The 17598-nt window shown below is 71.8% G+C and carries 18 protein-coding genes and 1 riboswitch; of the genes, 6 read left to right on the forward strand and 12 right to left on the reverse strand.

Annotation, left to right across the window (positions count from 1 at the left end; all coding sequences use genetic code 11):
* The first annotated feature begins 51 nt into the window (after positions 1-51).
* Positions 52-954, forward strand: coding sequence for an alpha/beta fold hydrolase (locus tag IEX47_RS09615; protein ID WP_229662765.1), 903 nt, complete (start codon positions 52-54; stop codon positions 952-954).
* Positions 955-1073: 119 nt separating this feature from the next.
* Here the strand turns inward: IEX47_RS09615 and thiC are convergent, their stop codons facing one another.
* From thiC to IEX47_RS09675, 12 genes are all read right to left on the reverse strand, one after another.
* Complete coding sequence (gene thiC / locus IEX47_RS09620; RefSeq protein WP_188783802.1) at positions 1074-2861, reverse strand: phosphomethylpyrimidine synthase ThiC; 1788 nt, start codon at positions 2859-2861, stop codon at positions 1074-1076.
* A complete protein-coding gene (gene thiD, locus IEX47_RS09625) occupies positions 2858-3718 on the reverse strand; it encodes a bifunctional hydroxymethylpyrimidine kinase/phosphomethylpyrimidine kinase (RefSeq protein WP_229662766.1) in 861 nt (286 codons plus the stop codon). Before thiD ends, thiC begins: the two co-directional genes overlap by 4 nt.
* Complete coding sequence (locus IEX47_RS09630) at positions 3712-4305, reverse strand: thiamine phosphate synthase (RefSeq protein ID WP_188783803.1); 594 nt, start codon at positions 4303-4305, stop codon at positions 3712-3714. The genes thiD and IEX47_RS09630 overlap by 7 nt, the downstream gene beginning before the upstream one ends.
* Positions 4302-5081: a thiazole synthase gene (locus IEX47_RS09635; protein WP_188783804.1), complete on the reverse strand. Its 780-nt coding sequence runs from the start codon at positions 5079-5081 to the stop codon at positions 4302-4304. The genes IEX47_RS09630 and IEX47_RS09635 overlap by 4 nt, the downstream gene beginning before the upstream one ends.
* A 2-nt stretch (positions 5082-5083) precedes the next feature.
* A complete protein-coding gene (gene thiS / locus IEX47_RS09640; protein WP_188783805.1) occupies positions 5084-5287 on the reverse strand; it encodes a sulfur carrier protein ThiS in 204 nt (67 codons plus the stop codon).
* Positions 5284-6315, reverse strand: coding sequence for an FAD-dependent oxidoreductase (locus tag IEX47_RS09645; RefSeq protein WP_188783806.1), 1032 nt, complete (start codon positions 6313-6315; stop codon positions 5284-5286). The genes thiS and IEX47_RS09645 overlap by 4 nt, the downstream gene beginning before the upstream one ends.
* Positions 6316-6391: 76 nt before the next feature.
* A riboswitch (TPP riboswitch) is annotated at positions 6392-6502 on the reverse strand.
* 54 nt (positions 6503-6556) lie between these two features.
* Positions 6557-7615: a 2,3-butanediol dehydrogenase gene (locus IEX47_RS09650; RefSeq protein ID WP_188783807.1), complete on the reverse strand. Its 1059-nt coding sequence runs from the start codon at positions 7613-7615 to the stop codon at positions 6557-6559.
* Between the two features lie 25 nt (positions 7616-7640).
* Positions 7641-8801, reverse strand: a complete 1161-nt coding sequence (locus tag IEX47_RS09655; RefSeq protein WP_229662767.1) for a hypothetical protein — start codon at positions 8799-8801, stop codon at positions 7641-7643.
* A 234-nt stretch (positions 8802-9035) separates the two neighbouring features.
* Entirely contained in the window at positions 9036-9656 is a 621-nt protein-coding gene (locus IEX47_RS09660; protein WP_229662768.1) for a thiamine phosphate synthase, read from the reverse strand.
* 22 nt (positions 9657-9678) lie between these two features.
* The gene (locus IEX47_RS09665) at positions 9679-10551 is read right to left on the reverse strand and encodes an RNA polymerase sigma-70 factor (RefSeq protein ID WP_188783808.1); all 873 of its coding nucleotides are present in this window, start codon (positions 10549-10551) and stop codon (positions 9679-9681) included.
* The gene (locus IEX47_RS09670) at positions 10548-11150 is read right to left on the reverse strand and encodes a carboxymuconolactone decarboxylase family protein (protein ID WP_188783809.1); all 603 of its coding nucleotides are present in this window, start codon (positions 11148-11150) and stop codon (positions 10548-10550) included. Before IEX47_RS09670 ends, IEX47_RS09665 begins: the two co-directional genes overlap by 4 nt.
* Before the next feature lie 138 nt (positions 11151-11288).
* Positions 11289-12302, reverse strand: a complete 1014-nt coding sequence (locus tag IEX47_RS09675) for a LacI family DNA-binding transcriptional regulator (RefSeq protein ID WP_188783810.1) — start codon at positions 12300-12302, stop codon at positions 11289-11291.
* Positions 12303-12437: 135 nt separating this feature from the next.
* Between IEX47_RS09675 and IEX47_RS09680 the strand changes: the two genes are divergently transcribed.
* The 5 genes from IEX47_RS09680 to IEX47_RS09695 are packed head-to-tail and all read left to right on the forward strand — an operon-like array spanning position 12438 to position 17597.
* Positions 12438-13727, forward strand: a complete 1290-nt coding sequence (locus IEX47_RS09680) for an extracellular solute-binding protein (protein ID WP_188783811.1) — start codon at positions 12438-12440, stop codon at positions 13725-13727.
* The gene (locus tag IEX47_RS17955; RefSeq protein WP_229662769.1) at positions 13724-14731 is read left to right on the forward strand and encodes a carbohydrate ABC transporter permease; all 1008 of its coding nucleotides are present in this window, start codon (positions 13724-13726) and stop codon (positions 14729-14731) included. Before IEX47_RS09680 ends, IEX47_RS17955 begins: the two co-directional genes overlap by 4 nt.
* Entirely contained in the window at positions 14728-15579 is an 852-nt protein-coding gene (locus tag IEX47_RS17960) for a sugar ABC transporter permease (RefSeq protein ID WP_229662770.1), read from the forward strand. The genes IEX47_RS17955 and IEX47_RS17960 overlap by 4 nt, the downstream gene beginning before the upstream one ends.
* Positions 15580-15586: 7 nt before the next feature.
* Positions 15587-16681: an ABC transporter ATP-binding protein gene (locus IEX47_RS09690; protein WP_188783812.1), complete on the forward strand. Its 1095-nt coding sequence runs from the start codon at positions 15587-15589 to the stop codon at positions 16679-16681.
* A gap of 19 nt (positions 16682-16700) precedes the next feature.
* On the forward strand, positions 16701-17597 hold the full coding sequence (locus tag IEX47_RS09695; protein WP_188783813.1) for a carbohydrate kinase family protein: 897 nt from the start codon (positions 16701-16703) through the stop codon (positions 17595-17597).
* Position 17598: the final 1 nt, after the last annotated feature.

Raw genomic sequence — 17598 nt, forward strand, 5'->3', positions numbered from 1 at the left:
CCTTCGGCCCGCGACCCTTTGGTCGCGGGCCGTTGGTGCTTCACTGGGAAGGTGACCGACTCCATCACCGTCTCCGAGGAGCTCTTCGCTCCGGCCGGCCCCGGCCAGGAGCTCTGCTACCAGACGTTCGGCGACCCCAGCGGTGAGCCGCTGCTCCTCGTGATGGGCCTCTCCGGGCCGATGACGTGGTGGCCCGTCGAGTTCTGCGAGGGGCTGGTCCGGGCCGGGTTCTTCGTGATCCGCTACGACAACCGTGACGTCGGCCGGTCGTTCCGGGCGTCGGGTCGCGTGCACCGGGGCGACCTGGTCAAGGCGTTCCTCGGGCGGCCGGTGGACGCGCCGTACACGCTGGCGGACATGGCGGGCGACGGCATGGCCGTGCTCGACCACCTCGGCATCGACCGCGCGGACGTCTGCGGCATGTCGATGGGCGGCATGATCGTGCAGACCATGGCGCTCGAGCACCCCGGGCGCGTGCGCTCGGTGACCTCGGTGATGTCGACCACCGGCAGCCGCCGGGTCGGCTGGCAGCACCCCTCGCTCCTCCCCCGGCTGCTGCGGTCGCCGGGCCGCGGCCGTGAGGCGTACGCCGAGGCGACGGCGACGTTCTGGAGCTACATCGGCTCCCCGGGCTACCCGACCGACCGCGAGGAGGTGCGCCAGCGCGCGCTGGAGACCTACGACCGCGGCATCAGCGCCTCGGGCGTCCTGCGCCAGATGATGGCGATCCTCACGCAGCCGAACCGTACGTCGCGGCTCGCCGCCGTCGAGGCGCCCATGACCGTCATCCACGGTCGCGCGGACAAGATGGTGCACGTGTCGGGTGGTCGCGCCACGGCGAAGGCCGCCGGCGCCGACCTGCTTCTCATCGAGGGCATGGGCCACGACCTCCCGCGCGAGCTGTGGCCCGAGATCACCGACGCGATCCGCAAGACCGCCGACCGCGCGAAGTAGCACCCCCCACCCGCCGAGGCGGCAGATGTGGTGCGCCGAGGCGGCAGATGGTGCGCAACATCTGCCGCCTCGGCGCTCATCTCGTGCCGCCTCGGCACACCACTTGTGCCGTCTCGGCGTCAGGCGTTGGCCTGCGCCGGCTCGACGTAGACGGACTTGCCGAGCTCGACGAACTCCTGGCTCTTCGCCCGCATGCCCGCCTCCGCGGCAGCCGCGTCCGCCACCGCCGCGTCGGCGGAGCCCGGCTGCAGGTCGGCGCCGAAGCGGTCGCGGACGTCCTGGCTGATCTTCATCGAGCAGAACTTCGGGCCGCACATCGAGCAGAAGTGCGCCGTCTTGGCGTTGTCCGCGGGCAGGGTCTCGTCGTGGAACGCCTCGGCCGTGTGCGGGTCGAGCGAGAGCGCGAACTGGTCACGCCAGCGGAACTCGAAACGGGCGTGCGAGAGGGCGTCGTCCCAGTCGCGGGCGTTGGGGTGGCCCTTGGCGACGTCGGCCGCGTGCGCGGAGAGCTTGTAGGTGATGACGCCGGTCTTCACGTCGTCGCGGTTCGGCAGGCCGAGGTGCTCCTTCGGCGTGACGTAGCAGAGCATCGCGGTGCCGTGCATGGCGATGGTCGCGGCGCCGATCGCCGAGGTGATGTGGTCGTAGCCGGGCGCGATGTCGGTGACCAGCGGGCCGAGCGTGTAGAACGGCGCGCCGTGGCACCAGTCCTGCTGCAGGACGACGTTCTCCTCGACGAGGTTGAGCGGCACGTGGCCCGGGCCCTCGACCATGACCTGGACGTCGTACTTCCACGCACGCTCGGTCAGCTCGGCCAGCGTGCGGAGCTCCGACAGCTGTGCCTCGTCGTTGGCGTCGGCGGTCGCACCGGGGCGCAGGCCGTCACCGAGCGAGAAGGCGACGTCGTACTGCTGGAAGATCTCGCAGAGCTCGTCGAAGTGGGTGTAGAGGAAGTTCTCCTGGTGGTGCGCGAGGCACCAGCCGGCCATGATCGAGCCGCCGCGCGACACGATGCCGGTGACGCGGTTGGCGGTCATCGGGACGTAGCGGAGCAGCACCCCGGCGTGGATCGTCATGTAGTCGACGCCCTGCTCGGCCTGCTCGATGACGGTGTCGCGGAAGATCTCCCAGGTCAGCTTGTCGGCCTCGCCGTTGACCTTCTCCAGCGCCTGGTAGATCGGCACGGTGCCGATCGGGACCGGGCTGTTGCGGACGATCCACTCGCGCGTGGTGTGGATGTCGTCGCCGGTCGACAGGTCCATGACCGTGTCAGTGCCCCACTTGATCGCCCAGGTCAGCTTCTCGACCTCCTCGGCGATGGAGGAGGTGACGGCCGAGTTGCCGATGTTGGCGTTGACCTTCACCAGGAACCGCCGGCCGATGATCATCGGCTCGGACTCCGGGTGGTTCACGTTGTTGGGGATGATCGCGCGGCCGGACGCGACCTCGCTGCGGACCAGCTCGACGCTGCAGCCCTCGCGCGCGGCGACGTACTCCATCTCGGGGGTGACGATGCCCTGCTTGGCGTAGTGCATCTGGCTCAGGTTCTTGCCCGGCTTGGCCCGGCGCGGCTTGTACGCGCGGCCCTGCCACTGCTCCCGGTGTACGCCGGAGCGCAGCGCCGCCTTGCCGTTGTCGAGCAGCTGGACCTCGCGGCCGTCGTACTCCTCGGTGTCGTCGCGGTCGAGGATCCACTGCTCGCGCAGCAGCGGCAGGCCGACCTCGGGCTGCGAGCCCGGCCCCTCGGTGGTGTAGCGGTCGAACGTCGCGCCGTTGGTCAGCTCGACGCGCGTCACCGGCACGCCCAGCTCGCCCTTGAGGACGCGCGTGTGCGCCGGGTGGACGGGCTCGTGGAACGGGCTGGACTCGACGCGCTCGATGGTGCGCTCGGCTTCGGTGGCGGTCATGCGATCTCCTCGGTGAGTGGGACAGGGGTTCGTGGGGCGGAGTGGTTCAGGGGACGGGTGGTGGAAGAGGTGTGGGCGACCGGGCCGCGGCCACGGCCGAGCTGCCAGCTCCGGCTCACGGCGAGCTGGGCGGTGACCCAGGCGGCCGCGCCGACCGCGGCGGCCTCGAGGTCGTCGCCCCGGGCGAGGTACGCCGCGAGAGCGCTGGCGTGGGTGCAGCCAGTGCCGTGGTCGTTGGTCGTGGCGACCGCGGGATGCCCGAGTGCGAGAGGCTCCTGGCCCGGCCGGGCGAGCCAGTCGGTGCAGGTCGCGGCCGGGTCCGCCTCCGGACCACCGGTCAGCAGCACGGCCGGACCGCGGAGCAGCCGGGCAAGCCTGACCGCCAGCTCGCGTGCCGGTGTCGCACCGTCGGCCGTGAGCCCCAGCAGCACCCGGGCCTCGGCGGCGTTGGGCGTGACGACCGTGGCCACGGGCAGCAGGGCGGACCGGTAGGCCTCGACCAGCTCCGGCCCGGCGAGCGTGGCACCGGTCGTCGCCCGCAGGACGGGGTCGACGACGAGTGGCAGGCCGGCGCAGCGACGCCCGACGAGCTCCGCGATCTCCGCGGTCCCGAGCATGCCGGTCTTCACGACGGCCGGCGCGAGGTCGGCGAGCACCGCGTCGAGCTGCGCCTGCACCACGGAGAGCGGCACGGCATGGATCGCGTGCACCGCCGTCGTGTCCTGGGCGGTCACCGCAGTGACGACGGAGGCGCCGTGCACCCCGAGGGCGGCGTACGTCGTGAGGTCGGCCGCGATGCCGGCTCCCCCGCCGGCGTCGGTGCCGGCGATGGCGAGGACGACGGGAGGGGTCACCACGGCGCCTCTTCTACGACGTCCAGGAGCGCCCGCACGATGGCAGCCGGGTCGGCGGCGCGCATCACGGAGCCCATGACCGCGAGCCCGTCGGCCCCGGCGCCGATCGCGTCGGCGGCGTTGTCCGGGGTGATCCCGCCGAGCGCGTAGACCGGCACGCCGGCCGCGGCGGCGGCCCGGAACTCCTCGCGCGCGATCGCCGCGTGGCCAGGCTTCGACTCCGTCGCCGCGAACGGCGAGAGCGTCACCCACGACGCGCCCGCCGCCGCGGCCAGGTGCACCTCGGCCGCGGCGTGGCACGAGCGGCCCCACGGCAGGTCGGGCGGCGCGACCGCGGCCGGATCGGCAGGCAGGTGGACGCCCGCGGCGCCGTACAGCGGGGTGTGGGCGGAGATCACGGTCGCGCCGGCCTCGGTCAGTGCGGCCACCAGAGCGGCACGGCCAAGGGGCGTCTCGTCGAGCTCGCGGACGACGACGTGGGTGAGCCCGGCGTCGATGCACTCCTCGACGAGCGCCACCAGCGAACGTCCGAGCGGCAGCTGCGAGCGATCGGTGAGGAGCAGGAGCCGCGGGAGCTCGAGGCCGCTCATGCCACCCCTCCGACCAGGCCGGTCGTCGGCGACGACGCCCGGGCCGTCGCGCGGCGCGGGATCCGGCCGGCGGTGCGGGCGGCGTACCCGGCCTCGACGCCGAGGCGCAGGGCGGTGGCCATCCGGACCGGGTCGTCGGCGCGGGTGATCGCGGTGGCGGCGAGCACGGCGTCGCAGCCGAGCTCGAGCGCGAGCGCCGCGTCGGAGGCCGTGCCGACCCCGGCATCGAGCACCAGCGGCACGGACACGGCCGCGCGGACCGCCGAGATCGCGTAGGGGTTGAGCACGCCGAGCCCCGAGCCGATCGGGGAGCCGAGCGGCATCACCGCGACGCAGCCGGCGTCCTCGAGCCGGCGGGCGAGGACCGGGTCGTCGGTGGTGTACGGCAGCACCTTGAAGCCCTTGCGGACCAGGGTCTCCGCACCCTCGAGCAGCTCGATCGCGTCGGGCATCAGCGACACCTCGTCGCCGATCACCTCGAGCTTCACCCAGTCGGTCTCGAGCGCCTCGCGGGCGAGCTCGGCGGTGAGCACGGCCTCCCGCGCGGTGCGGCACCCGGCCGTGTTGGGCAGGACCTTGATCCCGAGCCGGTGGATCGTCTCGAGCACGCCGCCCTCCGACGTACCGGGGACACGGCGCATGGAGACCGTCACGAGAGCAGGCTGGGCGGCCTCGATCACCGGCTCGAGCAGGGCCGGCCGCGGCAGGCCGCCGGTGCCGAGGAAGAGACGCGAGGAGAGCTTCTCCCCCGCGATCACGAGTGCGTCGGCTGACATGGTCATCCTCCCTGGACGGCGGCGACGACCTCGACGACGTCGCCCTCGGTGAGCGGGGTGGTGGCGTGGTCGGCGCGGAGCACGACGGTGCCGTTGAGCGCGACCGCATGGCCGCGTGGGTCGGCGGGCAGCAGGTCGGCGACGGTGGCGCCGGGCTCGAGGGCCCGGGACTCGCCGTTGACGACGACCGTCATCGGGGCGGTCATGCCGAAGCCTCCTGACGGGCGAAGCGGGACGGGTCGACGGCCGGGTCCGGGGCAGCACCCTCGAGGCCGTCGGCGAGCAGCTGCGCCGTGATCGGCGCCAGCAGTACGCCGTGGCGGAAGTGCCCGGCGGCCAGCCAGGTGTCGTCGGAGGTGGGGCTCGAAGGGACCCGACCGACGAGCGGCAGGTTGTCGCGGGTGCCCGGCCGGTCGCGGGCCGTCACCTCGACGACCTCGGCGCGGTCGAGCGCGGGAAGCAGGATCCGCGCGGACTCGAGCAGGCGGAAGACACCCTCCACCGTCGGCACCGGCGGGGTGTCGTGCTCCTCCGACGTCGCGCCCACGACGATCTCGTCGGAGCCGGCGCGCGGCACGACGTACACCGGCATGCCGTGGACCAGGCCGCGCACGGTGTGCAGCGGCGCCTGGCCCGCACCCGTCGACCGGAGCCGGATGACCTCGCCGCGGACGGGCCGCACGAGATCGGCCCACGGCGAGGGCAGGTGCGCGCCGGTGGCGATCACGGTCGCGTCGGCCGGGGCGCCGGAGGCCACCGCCATGACGGGCACCCGCGCCAGCAGCGCGCGCACCACCGAGCGCGGGTCGACGGAGTGGTCCTCGGGCAGGAAGGCGCCCCCGACCACGCGCCCGAGCCCCGGCTCGCGGGCGGCCAGCTCACGGCGTCCCAGGGCCTGGGCCCGCTCCCCGGCAGCCGCGAGCAGCTCGAGCTGGCGGTCGACCTCCTGCAGGTCACCGGCATCGGCGGCCGCGAGGACCGTGCCCGACGCCGCCAGGGGCACGCCCAGCCGCGCGGCGTACGCGGGCCAGAGGTCGGCCGAGGCGCGGCCGAGCCGGAAGAGGTCCGCCTCGCCGTGCCAGAGCTCGCCGGCCGGGGCGAGCATCCCCGCCGCGGCGTACGACGCACCCGAGCCCGGCGCGGGGTCGACGACCTCCACGTCGTGGCCGCGACGGAGCAGCTCATCGGCACAGGCGAGGCCGATGATCCCGGCCCCGAGGACGCGGACCCTCACGGCGCTGCAGCGGGTGCCGGCCCCACGGGGGCGCGGTCATGGGCGGTCGGATCGACCAGGGGTGAAATGCAGGAATACACCGAAAGCTCCTCGCTTCCTTCGCCGGCATGACCCGGATCAGGTTCAACGGTCGGAGCGGCCTCAGCCCCATCTCAGCCCGCTGCCGCGGACTCCCGTGGTGGATTGCGACGACAATAACAAGTCACACCGGGTCCGCGGCAGGTGGTTCACGCGCCAGCGCTCAGGAGGGCTGCACGAGGATCTTGACGTTCTCCTCCTTGTTCTCGATCAGCTCCTTGAAGCCCTTCTCGACGATGTCGTCCAGGCCGATCCGCCCGGTGATGAACTGGTACGGATCGACCTTGCCGTCCTGGATGAGCCTGATCGTGTCCGCGTGGTCGTTGCAGTAGGCGAGGCTGCCGACGACGCTGACCTCCCGGAAGACCAGGTCGTTCATCGCGACCGAGGCGTTGTGGCCCCAGATCGCCAGGTTCACGACCGTTCCTCCCACCCGGGTCGCCCGGATCGCCGACGAGAGGACAGCGTCGACACCGGCGCACTCGAAGGCGACGTCGGCGCCACGGCCCTTGGTCAGCTCCATGACCGCCTCGACCACGTCGCCGTCGTTCGGGTCGATGACCGCGGTGGCTCCGGCGCCGGGAGCCTTCGCCTTGCGCACTGCTGCCGGCTCGACCACGAAGACCTCCTCGACGCCCACCGCGCGCAGCGACGCGGCGGTGACCAGCCCGATCGGCCCGGCCCCGAAGACGACGCCGGTCTGCCCCGGCCTCACCCCCGACAGCCGTACGCCGTGGTACGCCACCGCCAGCGGCTCCACGAGGGCGCCGACGTCGGTGCCGAGCTCACCGAGGGGATGGATCCACCGGCGCTCCGCGACGACGTACCGGCTGAAGCCACCGCCTCCTCCGGAGAGTCCGACGAAACCGAGCGCGGCGCAGACGTTGTAGCGACCCTGCTGGCAGGCGTCGCAGCGTCCGCACACGATGTACGGCTCGACCACCACGCGGTCGCCGAGCCGCAGGTCGCTCACGCCCTCGCCGAGCTCGACCACCACCCCGGCGAACTCATGACCGAGCTGCATCGGATAGCTCTCACCCGTCAGCGGGTGCGGCGCCTCCGGGGTCGGCGCGAAGATCGGCCCGTCGAGGTACTCGTGGAGGTCGGTGCCGCAGATGCCGCACCACTCGACCTCCACCTTGACGGTGCCCGGGCGGGTCGCCGGCTCGGGGACGTCGTCGATCCGGATGTCGCCGCGGCCGTGGAAACGTGCTGCCTTCATCGTTCTTCTCCTTGCCTGTGCATGGTCAGTTCTGGCCGGCCGCGTGAGCGGTCGGATGGTCGACGGGCAGCGCCTCGGTGGGCTGGTCGGCAGAGGGCGCGTGCAGCCCCCACGACCCGAAGCCGACGATGTAGAGGAGGGCGACGAGGGCCACCCAGTCCATGAATCCGAGCGCGTCGCCGGCAAGCGACGTGTGGGCGATGGCCGGCTCGTGGAGGACGTGCTCCGCGAGCACGAAGTAGTAGGCCACGAACGTGCCGCAGGCGAGGGCGAACGTCACGACGGCGCGGATCGCGAGGCTTGCGGCATCGCCCAGCCCGACCGGCTTGTTGCCGAACACGTTGGCCCACAGGATCATCCAGACCACCCAGCAGACCCCGAGCTCGGCCGGGTAGAGGTTGATGCCGGCGCCGAGCGCGGCGGCGTTCGTGGACCCGACCAGGAGGTGCGCCACCTCGCGCAGGCCGACGTACAGGACCGTGCCGAGGACGACGTTGCCGGCGGTCGCGGCCAGCGCGAGCCGGGCACCGGTGCCTGCCAGGCGCCACGGCCAGTTCTCCCCGACGACGCCGGTCAGCACGATCGCGATGATCAGGGAGTAGTACCAGCCGAGAAGGGTCGGAACGCCCATCACTGCCGACTCGGGATGCGCGACGGCGGGAATGCCCAGGACGGCCCACAGCAGGATCGTCGGCACCATCAGCAGCGCGATCGAGCCGAGCCCGACGTACGGCTGCCCGGTCATGGCACCCGCGACCGGCCACTGACCCCAGTTGACGACGCTCATGATGTACGTCGAGAAGCCGAACAGCACGAAGAGGGCGGCGACGAAGTAGGCGGAGACGCCCAGCGGCCCTGAGGGATCGAAGTCCGGGTTGACGGATCCGAGGCCCCGGGAGAGAAGCCAGGTGACCGCGACGCCGCCGCCGATCGTCGCGGCCGTGAAGGCAATGCCGCAGAGCGGCTGCGGGAGCCGGGAGAACCAGCTCATCTCGAGGTTGAAGCCGAGCCACACGACGAACATCAACGCCCAGAAGAGCGCGGTGTTGAACGGCAACGGATAGATCCCGAGGGGGCTCGTGCGCGGGTCAGCCAGCAGGTACCAGCCGGACAGGGACACGACGGCGATGACCGCGACGTTGAGCAGACCGAAGGTCCACCAGCGCGGCGACGGGGAGGGAGGCATGGCGGGGTCCTTCTCACGGGCGTTCGGGAGGATGGGCCCTGCCAGCAGAGCGCCTGCCCCGACCATGCGGCGACGGTTGCGCGGTGTTGCGGCTGCCGTGGAGGTCGACGATGTCGCGACGCCGCAGCTCCGGCAGCCTGCGCAGCGGCGCACCGGGACCGTCCGGCTCCGGCCTGTCGGAGCCACAGCCGGCCCGCCGGCGGCAAGCTCAGAGATGCCGGACGGAGAGGAGGGTCAGCGCACGACGGCCGCGAGCGCGCGTGCGGCGGCGACGGGGTCGGCCGCACGCCAGATGCCACCGATGACCGCGACCCCGTGCGCTCCCGCGGCCACCACCTCGGCGGCGTTGTCGGCGTCGATGCCGCCGATCGCGAGCACCGGCACTCCCCCGTGCACCACCGCGGCTCCCAGACCCTCCACCCCGAGAGGATCGGGCAGGCCGTCCTTGGAGCTGGTCGCGAAGACCGGCCCCACCCCGGCGTACGCCGCCCCCGCGTCGCCGGCAGCGCGCACGTCGGCCGCGGTGCGGCAGGTGGCGCCGATCAGGAACCGGTCGGAGAGGAAGCCGCGCGCCTGGGCCCGGCCGACCATCGCGGCGACCTCGGCGACCGGCAGGTCGGAGGCGCCGACGTGGACGCCGTCGGCGCCGGTGATGACGGCGACGTCGATGCGGTCGTTGACGATCACCCTGGCGGCGGGGACGAGGTTCATCACGTGGTTGGTCAACGCGATCAGCCCGTCGCGCTCGAGCGTCTTGTCGCGCACCTGGATGGCGTCGACGCCCGCCATCGCAAGGGCGGGGAGCCGGGCGAGATCGTCGCCCGAGGAGACCAGACACATCAGCCGCGGAACCATCGCGGCAACCCTAGGGCATGGCCTAGCGGGCGAGCTCGGTCTCCTCGGCCAGGCGCGCCAGCTTCTCGGGGTTCCGCATCGCGAAGATCCGGGTGATCCGGCCGTCCTGCACCTCGACGCTGACCACCGTCTCGCCCGCCTTCTCGCCGTTGAACCAAGCCGCCGGGGCGCCGTTGACCCAGAGCGTGGCGGTGCGCGCGTCGGGCACGAGCGTGGCGAACTTCGCCAGCAGCCGCGCCACCTTGCGGCCCCCGTTGAGCGGCACCAGCGCCGCCGGGGCGATGCCGCCGCCGTCGGCCACGAGCACGACGTCGGGCGCGAGGACGTCCATCAGCGCCTGGACGTCGCCTCCGGTCACCGCCGCCAGGAACCGCTCCACCACCTGCTGCTGCTCGCTGCGGGTCACCTCCATGCGCGGCCGCCGCGCCTCGACGTGGGCCCGCGAGCGGTGCGCGATCTGGCGCACCGCCGCGGGCGACTTGCCCACGGCCTCGGCGATCTCGTCGTACGGCGCGTCGAAGACCTCGCGGAGCACGAAGACCGCGCGCTCGGTCGGAGCGAGCGACTCGAGCACCGTGAGCATCGCGATCGAGACGCTGTCGGCGAGCTCGACGTCCTCAGCCACGTCGGGGGCGGTGAGGAGCGGCTCGGGCAGCCACTCCCCGACGTACTCCTCGCGGCGACGACTCAGCGTGCGGAGCCGGTTGAGCGCCTGCCGGGTGACCGTGCGGACCAGGTAGGCGCGCGGGTCGCGGACGGTCGCCCGGTCGACCTCCGCCCACCGCAGCCACGACTCCTGCACGACGTCCTCCGCGTCGGCCGCGGAGCCGAGCATCTCGTAGGCGACCGTGAAGAGCAGGCTGCGGTGGGCGACGAAGGGATCGACCTCGCTCATGCCGGCGACGCTACTCCCGCGCGCTGGGCGGCGTCGGGCCGTGCCGCCAGCGGCTTCATGCCGCACGCGTCGGCGAAGCCCTCCGACTCGATGCCCATCGCGACGTTGCCGCGGGTGGTCAGGTTCGCGAAGCCGATCACGCTGGTCAGCTCGACCAGGGCCGCGGCTCCCAGCGCCTCCAGCAGCCGCGCCGAGAGCTCGTCGGTCACGGCGACGGGCGTGGCGCTCATCGCCTCGGCGTACTCCAGGACGTCGCGCTCGAGCGGCGTGAAGACGTCGGACTCGCGCCACCGCGGCACCTGCTGCGCCTTCTCCAGGTCGAGCCCCTCGTGGCGGGCCATGAAGTAGTTGAAGTCCAGGCACCAGCTGCACCCGATGTACGACGCGACCGCCATGTGCGCGAACGCCTTGAGGCCCGGGTCGCAGCGGTCCCACTTCGTCAGCTTCTGGCCGAAGCCCATCGAGGCCTTGAGCACGGGCTGGTTGTGCCACATCACGCCCATCGACTCGGGCACCTTGCCGAACATCCGCTTGCTCATCGTCTTGACGATCGCGCCGAAGAGGCCGTCGATCTCGGCGGCGGGGATACGGGTGGTCATGGCTACTCCCTCATCTCGTCGCGGCCCTCGTGGCCGCGCTCGACATGAAGACACCGCGCACCGGCGCGGTGTGACAGCCGGCGGGGAGATTCCTGGCGCGCCCGCAGGTCGGGCGCCGGCCATGCTCAGGCAGCGCGCTCAGGCAGGCGCCGGTCCGGTCGACTGCCGCAGCACCAGCTCGGGCTTGAAGACGTACTCCCGTGCGGGCACCGGCTCGCCGCCGATCGCGTCGGCGACCGCGGCCACTGCCGCCGAGCAGAGCGCGTGGACCGGCTGGCGCACGGTCGTGAGCGGCGGGTCCAGGAAGCCGATCAGGATCGAGTCGTCGAAGCCGATCACGGAGACGTCACCGGGCACCGAGAGCCCGACGTCGCGGACGCCGCGGACGGCGCCGATCGCCATCATGTCGGAGGCGCAGACGATGCCCGTCGCGCCCCGCTCGACGAGGCTCCGCGCAGCCGACGCGCCTCCCTCGACGCTGAAGAGGCTCTCCTCGACCCAGCTCTCGGCCTCCGCCTCGGAGAGGTCGAGCAGGCGGCGCAGCGCGCCGACGAAGCCGGCCCGCTTCCGCTGCGACGGCGTGAAGCGGCCGGGGCCGGTCGCCAGCCCGATCCGGCGGTGGCCCAGCTGCACGAGGTGCGCGACCGCGATCTCCGTCGCGGCCGCGTCGTCGGTGGAGAAGAACGGCGCCGGGATGTCGTCGACGTAGCCGTTGATGAAGGCGACCGGCATGCCGCGCTGGACCAGTGCGCGGTAGCGCTCGTGGTCGGCGCCCGCGTCCGCGTGGCGGCCGGAGACGAAGAGGATGCCGGCGACGCCGTGGTCGAGCAGCGACTCGACGTACTCGTCCTCGGAGACGCCACCCGGCGACTGCGTGCAGAGCACCGGGGTGAAGCGCCGTTGGGTCAGCGAGTCCTCGATGACCTGCGCGAACGCCGGGAAGATCGGGTTGTCGAGCTCGGGTACGACGAGGCCCACGAGCCCGGCACTGCGCCGCCGCAGCTTCGCGGGTCGCTCGTAGCCCAGGACGTCGAGCGCGGTGAGCACGTTCTGCCGCGCGGAGTCGCTGACTCCGGGCTTGGCGTTGAGCACACGGCTGACCGTGGCCTCGCTGACGCCAGCTTCGTGTGCGATGTCCGCGAGGGTGCCCATGGCCCCATCAAACACCTCTGCAAAAGTTGCCGCAATCTCTTTCAATTCCTTGCAAGTTCTTGCTACGGTCCGTGATGGCCGTCACAAGAGCGGCCGCACACCGGTCCCGAGCCGCTGTCCCCAAGGAGCCCCCACATGCGCCGCACCCTTCCCGGCCTCACCGGCCTCGCCGCCGTCGCCCTCGTCCTCTCCGCCTGTGGCGGCGGAGGCGCGGCGAGCCCGTCGGCCGACAAGACCGACCACGACGCCCTCAAGGCGACCCTCACCTGGTGGGACACCTCGGACCCCACCAACGAGGCCCCCGCGTTCAAGCAGCTGATCAAGAAGTTCAACGCGGAGTACCCGAACGTGAAGATCAACTACCAGTCGGTCCCGTTCGGCGAGGCGCAGAACAAGTTCAAGACCGCCGCCGAGGCCGGCGAGGGTGCGCCCGACATCCTGCGCGCCGAGGTCGCCTGGGTGCCGGAGTTCGCGGCTGCCGGCCACCTGTACGCCCTTGACGGCAGCGACGTCCTCAAGGACAACCACTACCTCGACACGGCGCTCTCCTCCGACGTCTACAACGGCAAGACCTACGGCGTCCCGCAGGTCACCGACACCCTCGGCCTGATGTACAACAAGAAGCTCTTCAAGGAGGCCGGCATCGACGAGGCCCCCACCACCTGGGCCGAGGTGAAGGCCGACGCGAAGCTGCTCAAGCAGAAGGCGCACGTCGACGGCATCTACCTCAACAGCGGGGGCTACTTCCTCCTCCCCTTCATGTACGGCGAGGGCGGCGACCTCGTCGACACGAAGAGCAAGACCATCGAGGTCGCGTCGCAGGCCAACAAGGACGGCATCAAGGTCGCCCAGGACATGGTGAAGTCCGGCGCTGCTCCCAAGCCCGACGCCAACGACTCCTACGGCACGATGATGACGCTCTTCAAGGAGGGCAAGGTCGGCATGGTGATCAACGGCCCGTGGGAGGTCGCCAACGTCTCCAAGGACCCGAAGTTCGGTGGGTTCGACAACCTCGGCATCGCCCCCGTCCCGGCCGGCTCGAAGGGCGCGGGCGCCCCGGTCGGCGGCCACAACTACGTCGTCTACTCCGGCATGGACGAGAAGAAGGCCGACGCCGCCACGGCGTTCCTGGAGTTCATGACCTCGGCGAAGTCCGAGGCGTTCATCGCCGACAAGCTCGGCCTGCTCCCCACCAACGAGGACGCGTACGACCTGGTCAAGGACAACCCGCGCATCACCGCGTGGAAGGCCGCGCTCGACGTGGCCAAGGCCCGTCCGTGGATCCCGGAGGGCGGCCTCTTCTTCGGCCCGCTCGACGAGATGGCGACGAAGGTCCTGGTCCAGGGCGCTGACGTCGACAAGACGCTCGACCAGACCGCGGCCAAGTACAAGTCCGACGTCGTCCCGGCGTACGACCTGCCATGAGCCTGAGCACCGCAGCGGGGTCCGGCGTCACGCCGGGCCCCGCCCGCCGCGGTCGACTGCGGCGGACCTTCGACAAGCACTGGTACGCCTGGGCGATGGTGGCTCCCACCATCTTCGTGCTGGGCGCCCTGGTGCTCTACCCCCTCGTCCGCGGCATCCTCCAGTCGTTCACCAACCTCACGGAGACCAACCAGCGCGCCGAGGTCTGCAGCAAGACCCTCGGCGGCGCCGAGTCATGCACGCCCAACCCGGACCGCTGGCACTGGGTCGGCCTCCACAACTACACCGACCTGCTCACGGGCGAGCGCGGCCACTTCTGGCTCCTGCTCGAGAACACCATCGTGTGGACCCTCGCCTGCGTGCTGCTCCACTACCTGATCGGCCTCGGCCTGGCCGTGCTCCTCAACCGCAACTTCCGCGGGCGGAGCCTCTACCGGGTCCTGCTGATCGTGCCGTGGGCGGTGCCGGCGTTCGTCAGCGCCTTCGCCTGGAAGTTCCTCTTCAACCCGAAGTTCGGCCTGATCAACTCCGTGCTGGTCCACCTGGGCCTGGACCCCGTCGAGTGGTTCAACCACCGCTGGACGGCGATGTTCGCCGCCGTGGTCACCAACGTCTGGCTCGGTGTCCCCTTCATGATGGTCGCCATCCTCGGCGGCCTGCAGTCGATCCCCGCGGAGCTCTACGAGGCGGCGGAGATGGACGGCACCAGCCCGTGGCAGCGGTTCCGCCACGTGACTGTGCCGGGCCTGCGCCCGGTGAGCTCGACGGTGATCCTGCTCGGCACGATCTGGACGTTCAACATGTTCCCGATCATCTACTTCGTCACCGGCGGCCAGCCGGCCGGAGAGACCGAGATCCTGGTGACCGGCTCCTACCGCGCAGCCTTCGAGGGCCTGCGCAACTACTCGCTCGCCGCCACCTACGGCGTCGTCATCCTCGCGCTCCTCGTGGTGTACGCCGCGGCGTACCGGCGCGTGCTCAAGAGCAAGGGAGAGGTCTGGTGACCCGCAAGCCCCGCGGCCGCGACGAGCGGAGCCCGCTGTCGTCGCTCGCCCTCCACGCGACGCTCGTGGTCGCCACGACGATCGCGCTGTTCCCCGTGGTGTGGGTCCTCCTCGCCTCACTGAAGCCGCAGGACGCGATCCAGTCGACGGAGATCCACCTCTTCGACCACCCGACGCTCGAGAACTACCGCCGGGTGCTCTTCGAGACCAGCTTCCCGCACTGGTTCCTCAACTCGGTGGTCGTCGCGATCTTCACGATGGTCATCGGCATCTCGATGTCGGCGACCGCCGGCTACGCCCTGAGCCGCTTCAACTTCCCCGGCAAGCGTGGGGTGATGTGGCTCTTCCTGATCACGCAGATGTTCCCGGTGGCGATCCTGATCGTGCCGATCTACACGATCATGGCGAACCTCGGGCTGATCGACACCAAGGCGTCACTGGTCATCGCGTACTGCTCGGTCGCCGTGCCCTTCTGCACCTGGATGCTGCGCGGCTACTTCGACACGATCCCGCCGGAGCTCGACGACGCCGCGGCCCTCGACGGCCTCGGTCCCTTCAAGACCTTCTGGTACGTCGTGCTGCCGCTTGCCCGGCCGGGCCTCGCGGTGACCGCGTTCTACACGTTCCTCACCGCCTGGGGCGAGGTCGCCTACGCGATCGCGTTCATCCTCAGCGACAAGAACCTGACGCTGGGTGCCGGCCTGCAGCAGTTCGTCCCGCGGTTCAACCCGCAGTGGGACCTGCTCACCGCGGGTGCGGTGCTGATCATGCTGCCCGCCTCGCTCGTCTTCTACTTCGCCCAGAAGCACCTCGTCGCCGGCCTGACCGCCGGTGGAACCAAGGGATAGGAGTCCCATGTCCACCCCCGTCGTCTTCGACGCCGCCACCCGGCTCTACCCCGGCTCGACCGTCCCCGCGGTCGACCGCCTCGACCTCGAGGTGCAGCCCGGTGAGTTCCTCGCGCTCGTCGGCCCCTCGGGCTGCGGCAAGTCCACCAGCCTGCGGATGCTCGCGGGCCTGGAGGACGTCTCCTCCGGCTCGATCCGGATCGGCGACCGCGACGTCACGCACCTGCGTCCCAAGGACCGCGACATCGCGATGGTCTTCCAGAACTACGCGCTCTACCCGCACCTGACGGTCGGGGAGAACATGGGGTTCGCGCTGAAGATCGCCGGCGTCGCGAAGTCGGAGATCAGCACCCGCGTCGCCGATGCCGCCCGGATCCTCGACCTCGAGCGCTTCCTCGACCGCAAGCCGAAGGCGCTCTCCGGAGGCCAGCGGCAGCGGGTCGCCATGGGCCGTGCGATCGTCCGCGAGCCGCAGGTCTTCCTCATGGACGAGCCGCTCTCCAACCTCGACGCCAAGCTGCGCGTCTCGACCCGCACCGAGATCGCCTCCCTCCAGCGGCGCCTCGGCATCACCACGGTCTACGTCACCCACGACCAGGTCGAGGCGATGACGATGGGCGACCGCGTGGCGGTCCTCAAGGACGGCGTCCTGCAGCAGGTCGCCGCCCCGCTCGACCTCTACGACCGGCCGGCCAACGTCTTCGTCGCCGGCTTCATCGGCTCGCCCGCCATGAACCTCGGCACCTTCGCCGTGGAGGACGGCGACGCGCTGGTCGCCGAGGCCCGGATCCGGCTCCCCCGCGCGACGACGGACGCCCTGACGACCGGCGAGGTCGTCCTCGGCTTCCGCCCGGAGTCGCTCGAGCGGGTCCCGGCCGGCACGGAGGGTGCGTTCGCGGTCGAGGTGCTGGTCGTGGAGGAGCTCGGTTCCGAGGCGTTCCTCTACGGCAGCCTCGGCGCGAAGCTGCACAACCCGCAGCTGGTCGCCAAGGTCGAGCCGCGCAGCGTGCCGGCCAAGGGCAGCGTGGTCCACTTCCGGGTCGACCCGGAGCGGCTGCACGCGTTCTCGACCACCACGGGCGAGGCGCTGCCGACGGCCTGACGGCCGCCGGACCACTGCCATGACGGTCCTCGTCCACGGCCCCGCGTCCTGGAACCGGCTCGCGCTGCTCGACCGGCTGCCCGCCCCCGTCCCCCACACTGTCTTCGCCGACCGCTCGTGGGAGACGGTGGGCGGGACGTCGGCGGGCAAGGCGCTCGGCCTCACCGGGCTGGGTCGCCAGGTCGTCCTGGCGGCCCAGCTCGCCGGCGACGAGGACGGACGCCGGGTGCGCGCCCTCCTCGAGGCCGCCGGCGTCGACGTGCGCGTCACGCCGGCGGAGGTGACCGAGCGGCACCTCAACCTGATGACCCCGCGCGGCGAGCGACTGTCGATCTACCTGGCGCAGCCAGCGCCCTCCGCGCAGGAGGGCGCGGAGAGTGCACAGGGTGCGAGCGAGGTGCAGCGCCGCGACGCCGACCTCGGCGAGGCGATGGCCGCCGCCGAGGTGCTCGTGCTCGACCTCTCCCCCGAGTCCCGCCGGCTGCTCCCGCTGGCGCGGGCGACCGGCCGCCCGATCTGGGTCGACCTCCACGACTACGACGGCCGCGCTGCGTTCCACCAGCCGTTCCTCGAGGCGGCGGACGCCGTCTTCCTCAACGACGACGCGACCGACGACGCCGTCGGCCTGCTCCGCGAGTGCCTGCGCTTCGGCGCCTCCTTCGCGGTCTGCACGCTCGGTGCCGACGGGGCGATCGCGCTCGACGCCGCCGGCCGGCGCCACCGCGTGCCGGCCGTGCCGGTGCCGGTCCTCGACACCAACGGGGCCGGCGACGCGTTCTTCGCCGGTGTCCTCCATGCGCATCTCGACGGCGCCGACCTCCCGCAGGCGCTCGCCGCGGGCGCGGCGCACGCGTCCGGCGTACTGGGGAGCAGGCATCTGCACCCGGCGCTCGACGCCCTGCTCGGGACGGCGTGAA

The organism is Nocardioides phosphati, from assembly GCF_014646375.1.
Taxonomy (GTDB): Bacteria; Actinomycetota; Actinomycetes; order Propionibacteriales; family Nocardioidaceae; genus Nocardioides; species Nocardioides phosphati.

Excerpts from the sequence above, each read along its gene's own strand:
- thiC (WP_188783802.1), bottom strand. The coding sequence starts at position 2,861 with ATGACCGCCACCGAAGCCGAGCGCACCATCGAGCGCGTCGAGTCCAGC.
- IEX47_RS09630 (WP_188783803.1), bottom strand. The coding sequence starts at position 4,305 with ATGAGCGGCCTCGAGCTCCCGCGGCTCCTGCTCCTCACCGATCGCTCG.
- IEX47_RS09635 (WP_188783804.1), bottom strand. The coding sequence starts at position 5,081 with ATGTCAGCCGACGCACTCGTGATCGCGGGGGAGAAGCTCTCCTCGCGT.
- thiS (WP_188783805.1), bottom strand. The coding sequence starts at position 5,287 with ATGACCGCCCCGATGACGGTCGTCGTCAACGGCGAGTCCCGGGCCCTC.
- IEX47_RS09650 (WP_188783807.1), bottom strand. The coding sequence starts at position 7,615 with ATGAAGGCAGCACGTTTCCACGGCCGCGGCGACATCCGGATCGACGAC.
- IEX47_RS09655 (WP_229662767.1), bottom strand. The coding sequence starts at position 8,801 with ATGCCTCCCTCCCCGTCGCCGCGCTGGTGGACCTTCGGTCTGCTCAAC.
- IEX47_RS09660 (WP_229662768.1), bottom strand. The coding sequence starts at position 9,656 with ATGGTTCCGCGGCTGATGTGTCTGGTCTCCTCGGGCGACGATCTCGCC.
- IEX47_RS09665 (WP_188783808.1), bottom strand. The coding sequence starts at position 10,551 with ATGAGCGAGGTCGATCCCTTCGTCGCCCACCGCAGCCTGCTCTTCACG.
- IEX47_RS09670 (WP_188783809.1), bottom strand. The coding sequence starts at position 11,150 with ATGACCACCCGTATCCCCGCCGCCGAGATCGACGGCCTCTTCGGCGCG.
- IEX47_RS09675 (WP_188783810.1), bottom strand. The coding sequence starts at position 12,302 with ATGGGCACCCTCGCGGACATCGCACACGAAGCTGGCGTCAGCGAGGCC.
- IEX47_RS09680 (WP_188783811.1), top strand. The coding sequence starts at position 12,438 with ATGCGCCGCACCCTTCCCGGCCTCACCGGCCTCGCCGCCGTCGCCCTC.
- IEX47_RS17955 (WP_229662769.1), top strand. The coding sequence starts at position 13,724 with ATGAGCCTGAGCACCGCAGCGGGGTCCGGCGTCACGCCGGGCCCCGCC.
- IEX47_RS09690 (WP_188783812.1), top strand. The coding sequence starts at position 15,587 with ATGTCCACCCCCGTCGTCTTCGACGCCGCCACCCGGCTCTACCCCGGC.
- IEX47_RS09695 (WP_188783813.1), top strand. The coding sequence starts at position 16,701 with ATGACGGTCCTCGTCCACGGCCCCGCGTCCTGGAACCGGCTCGCGCTG.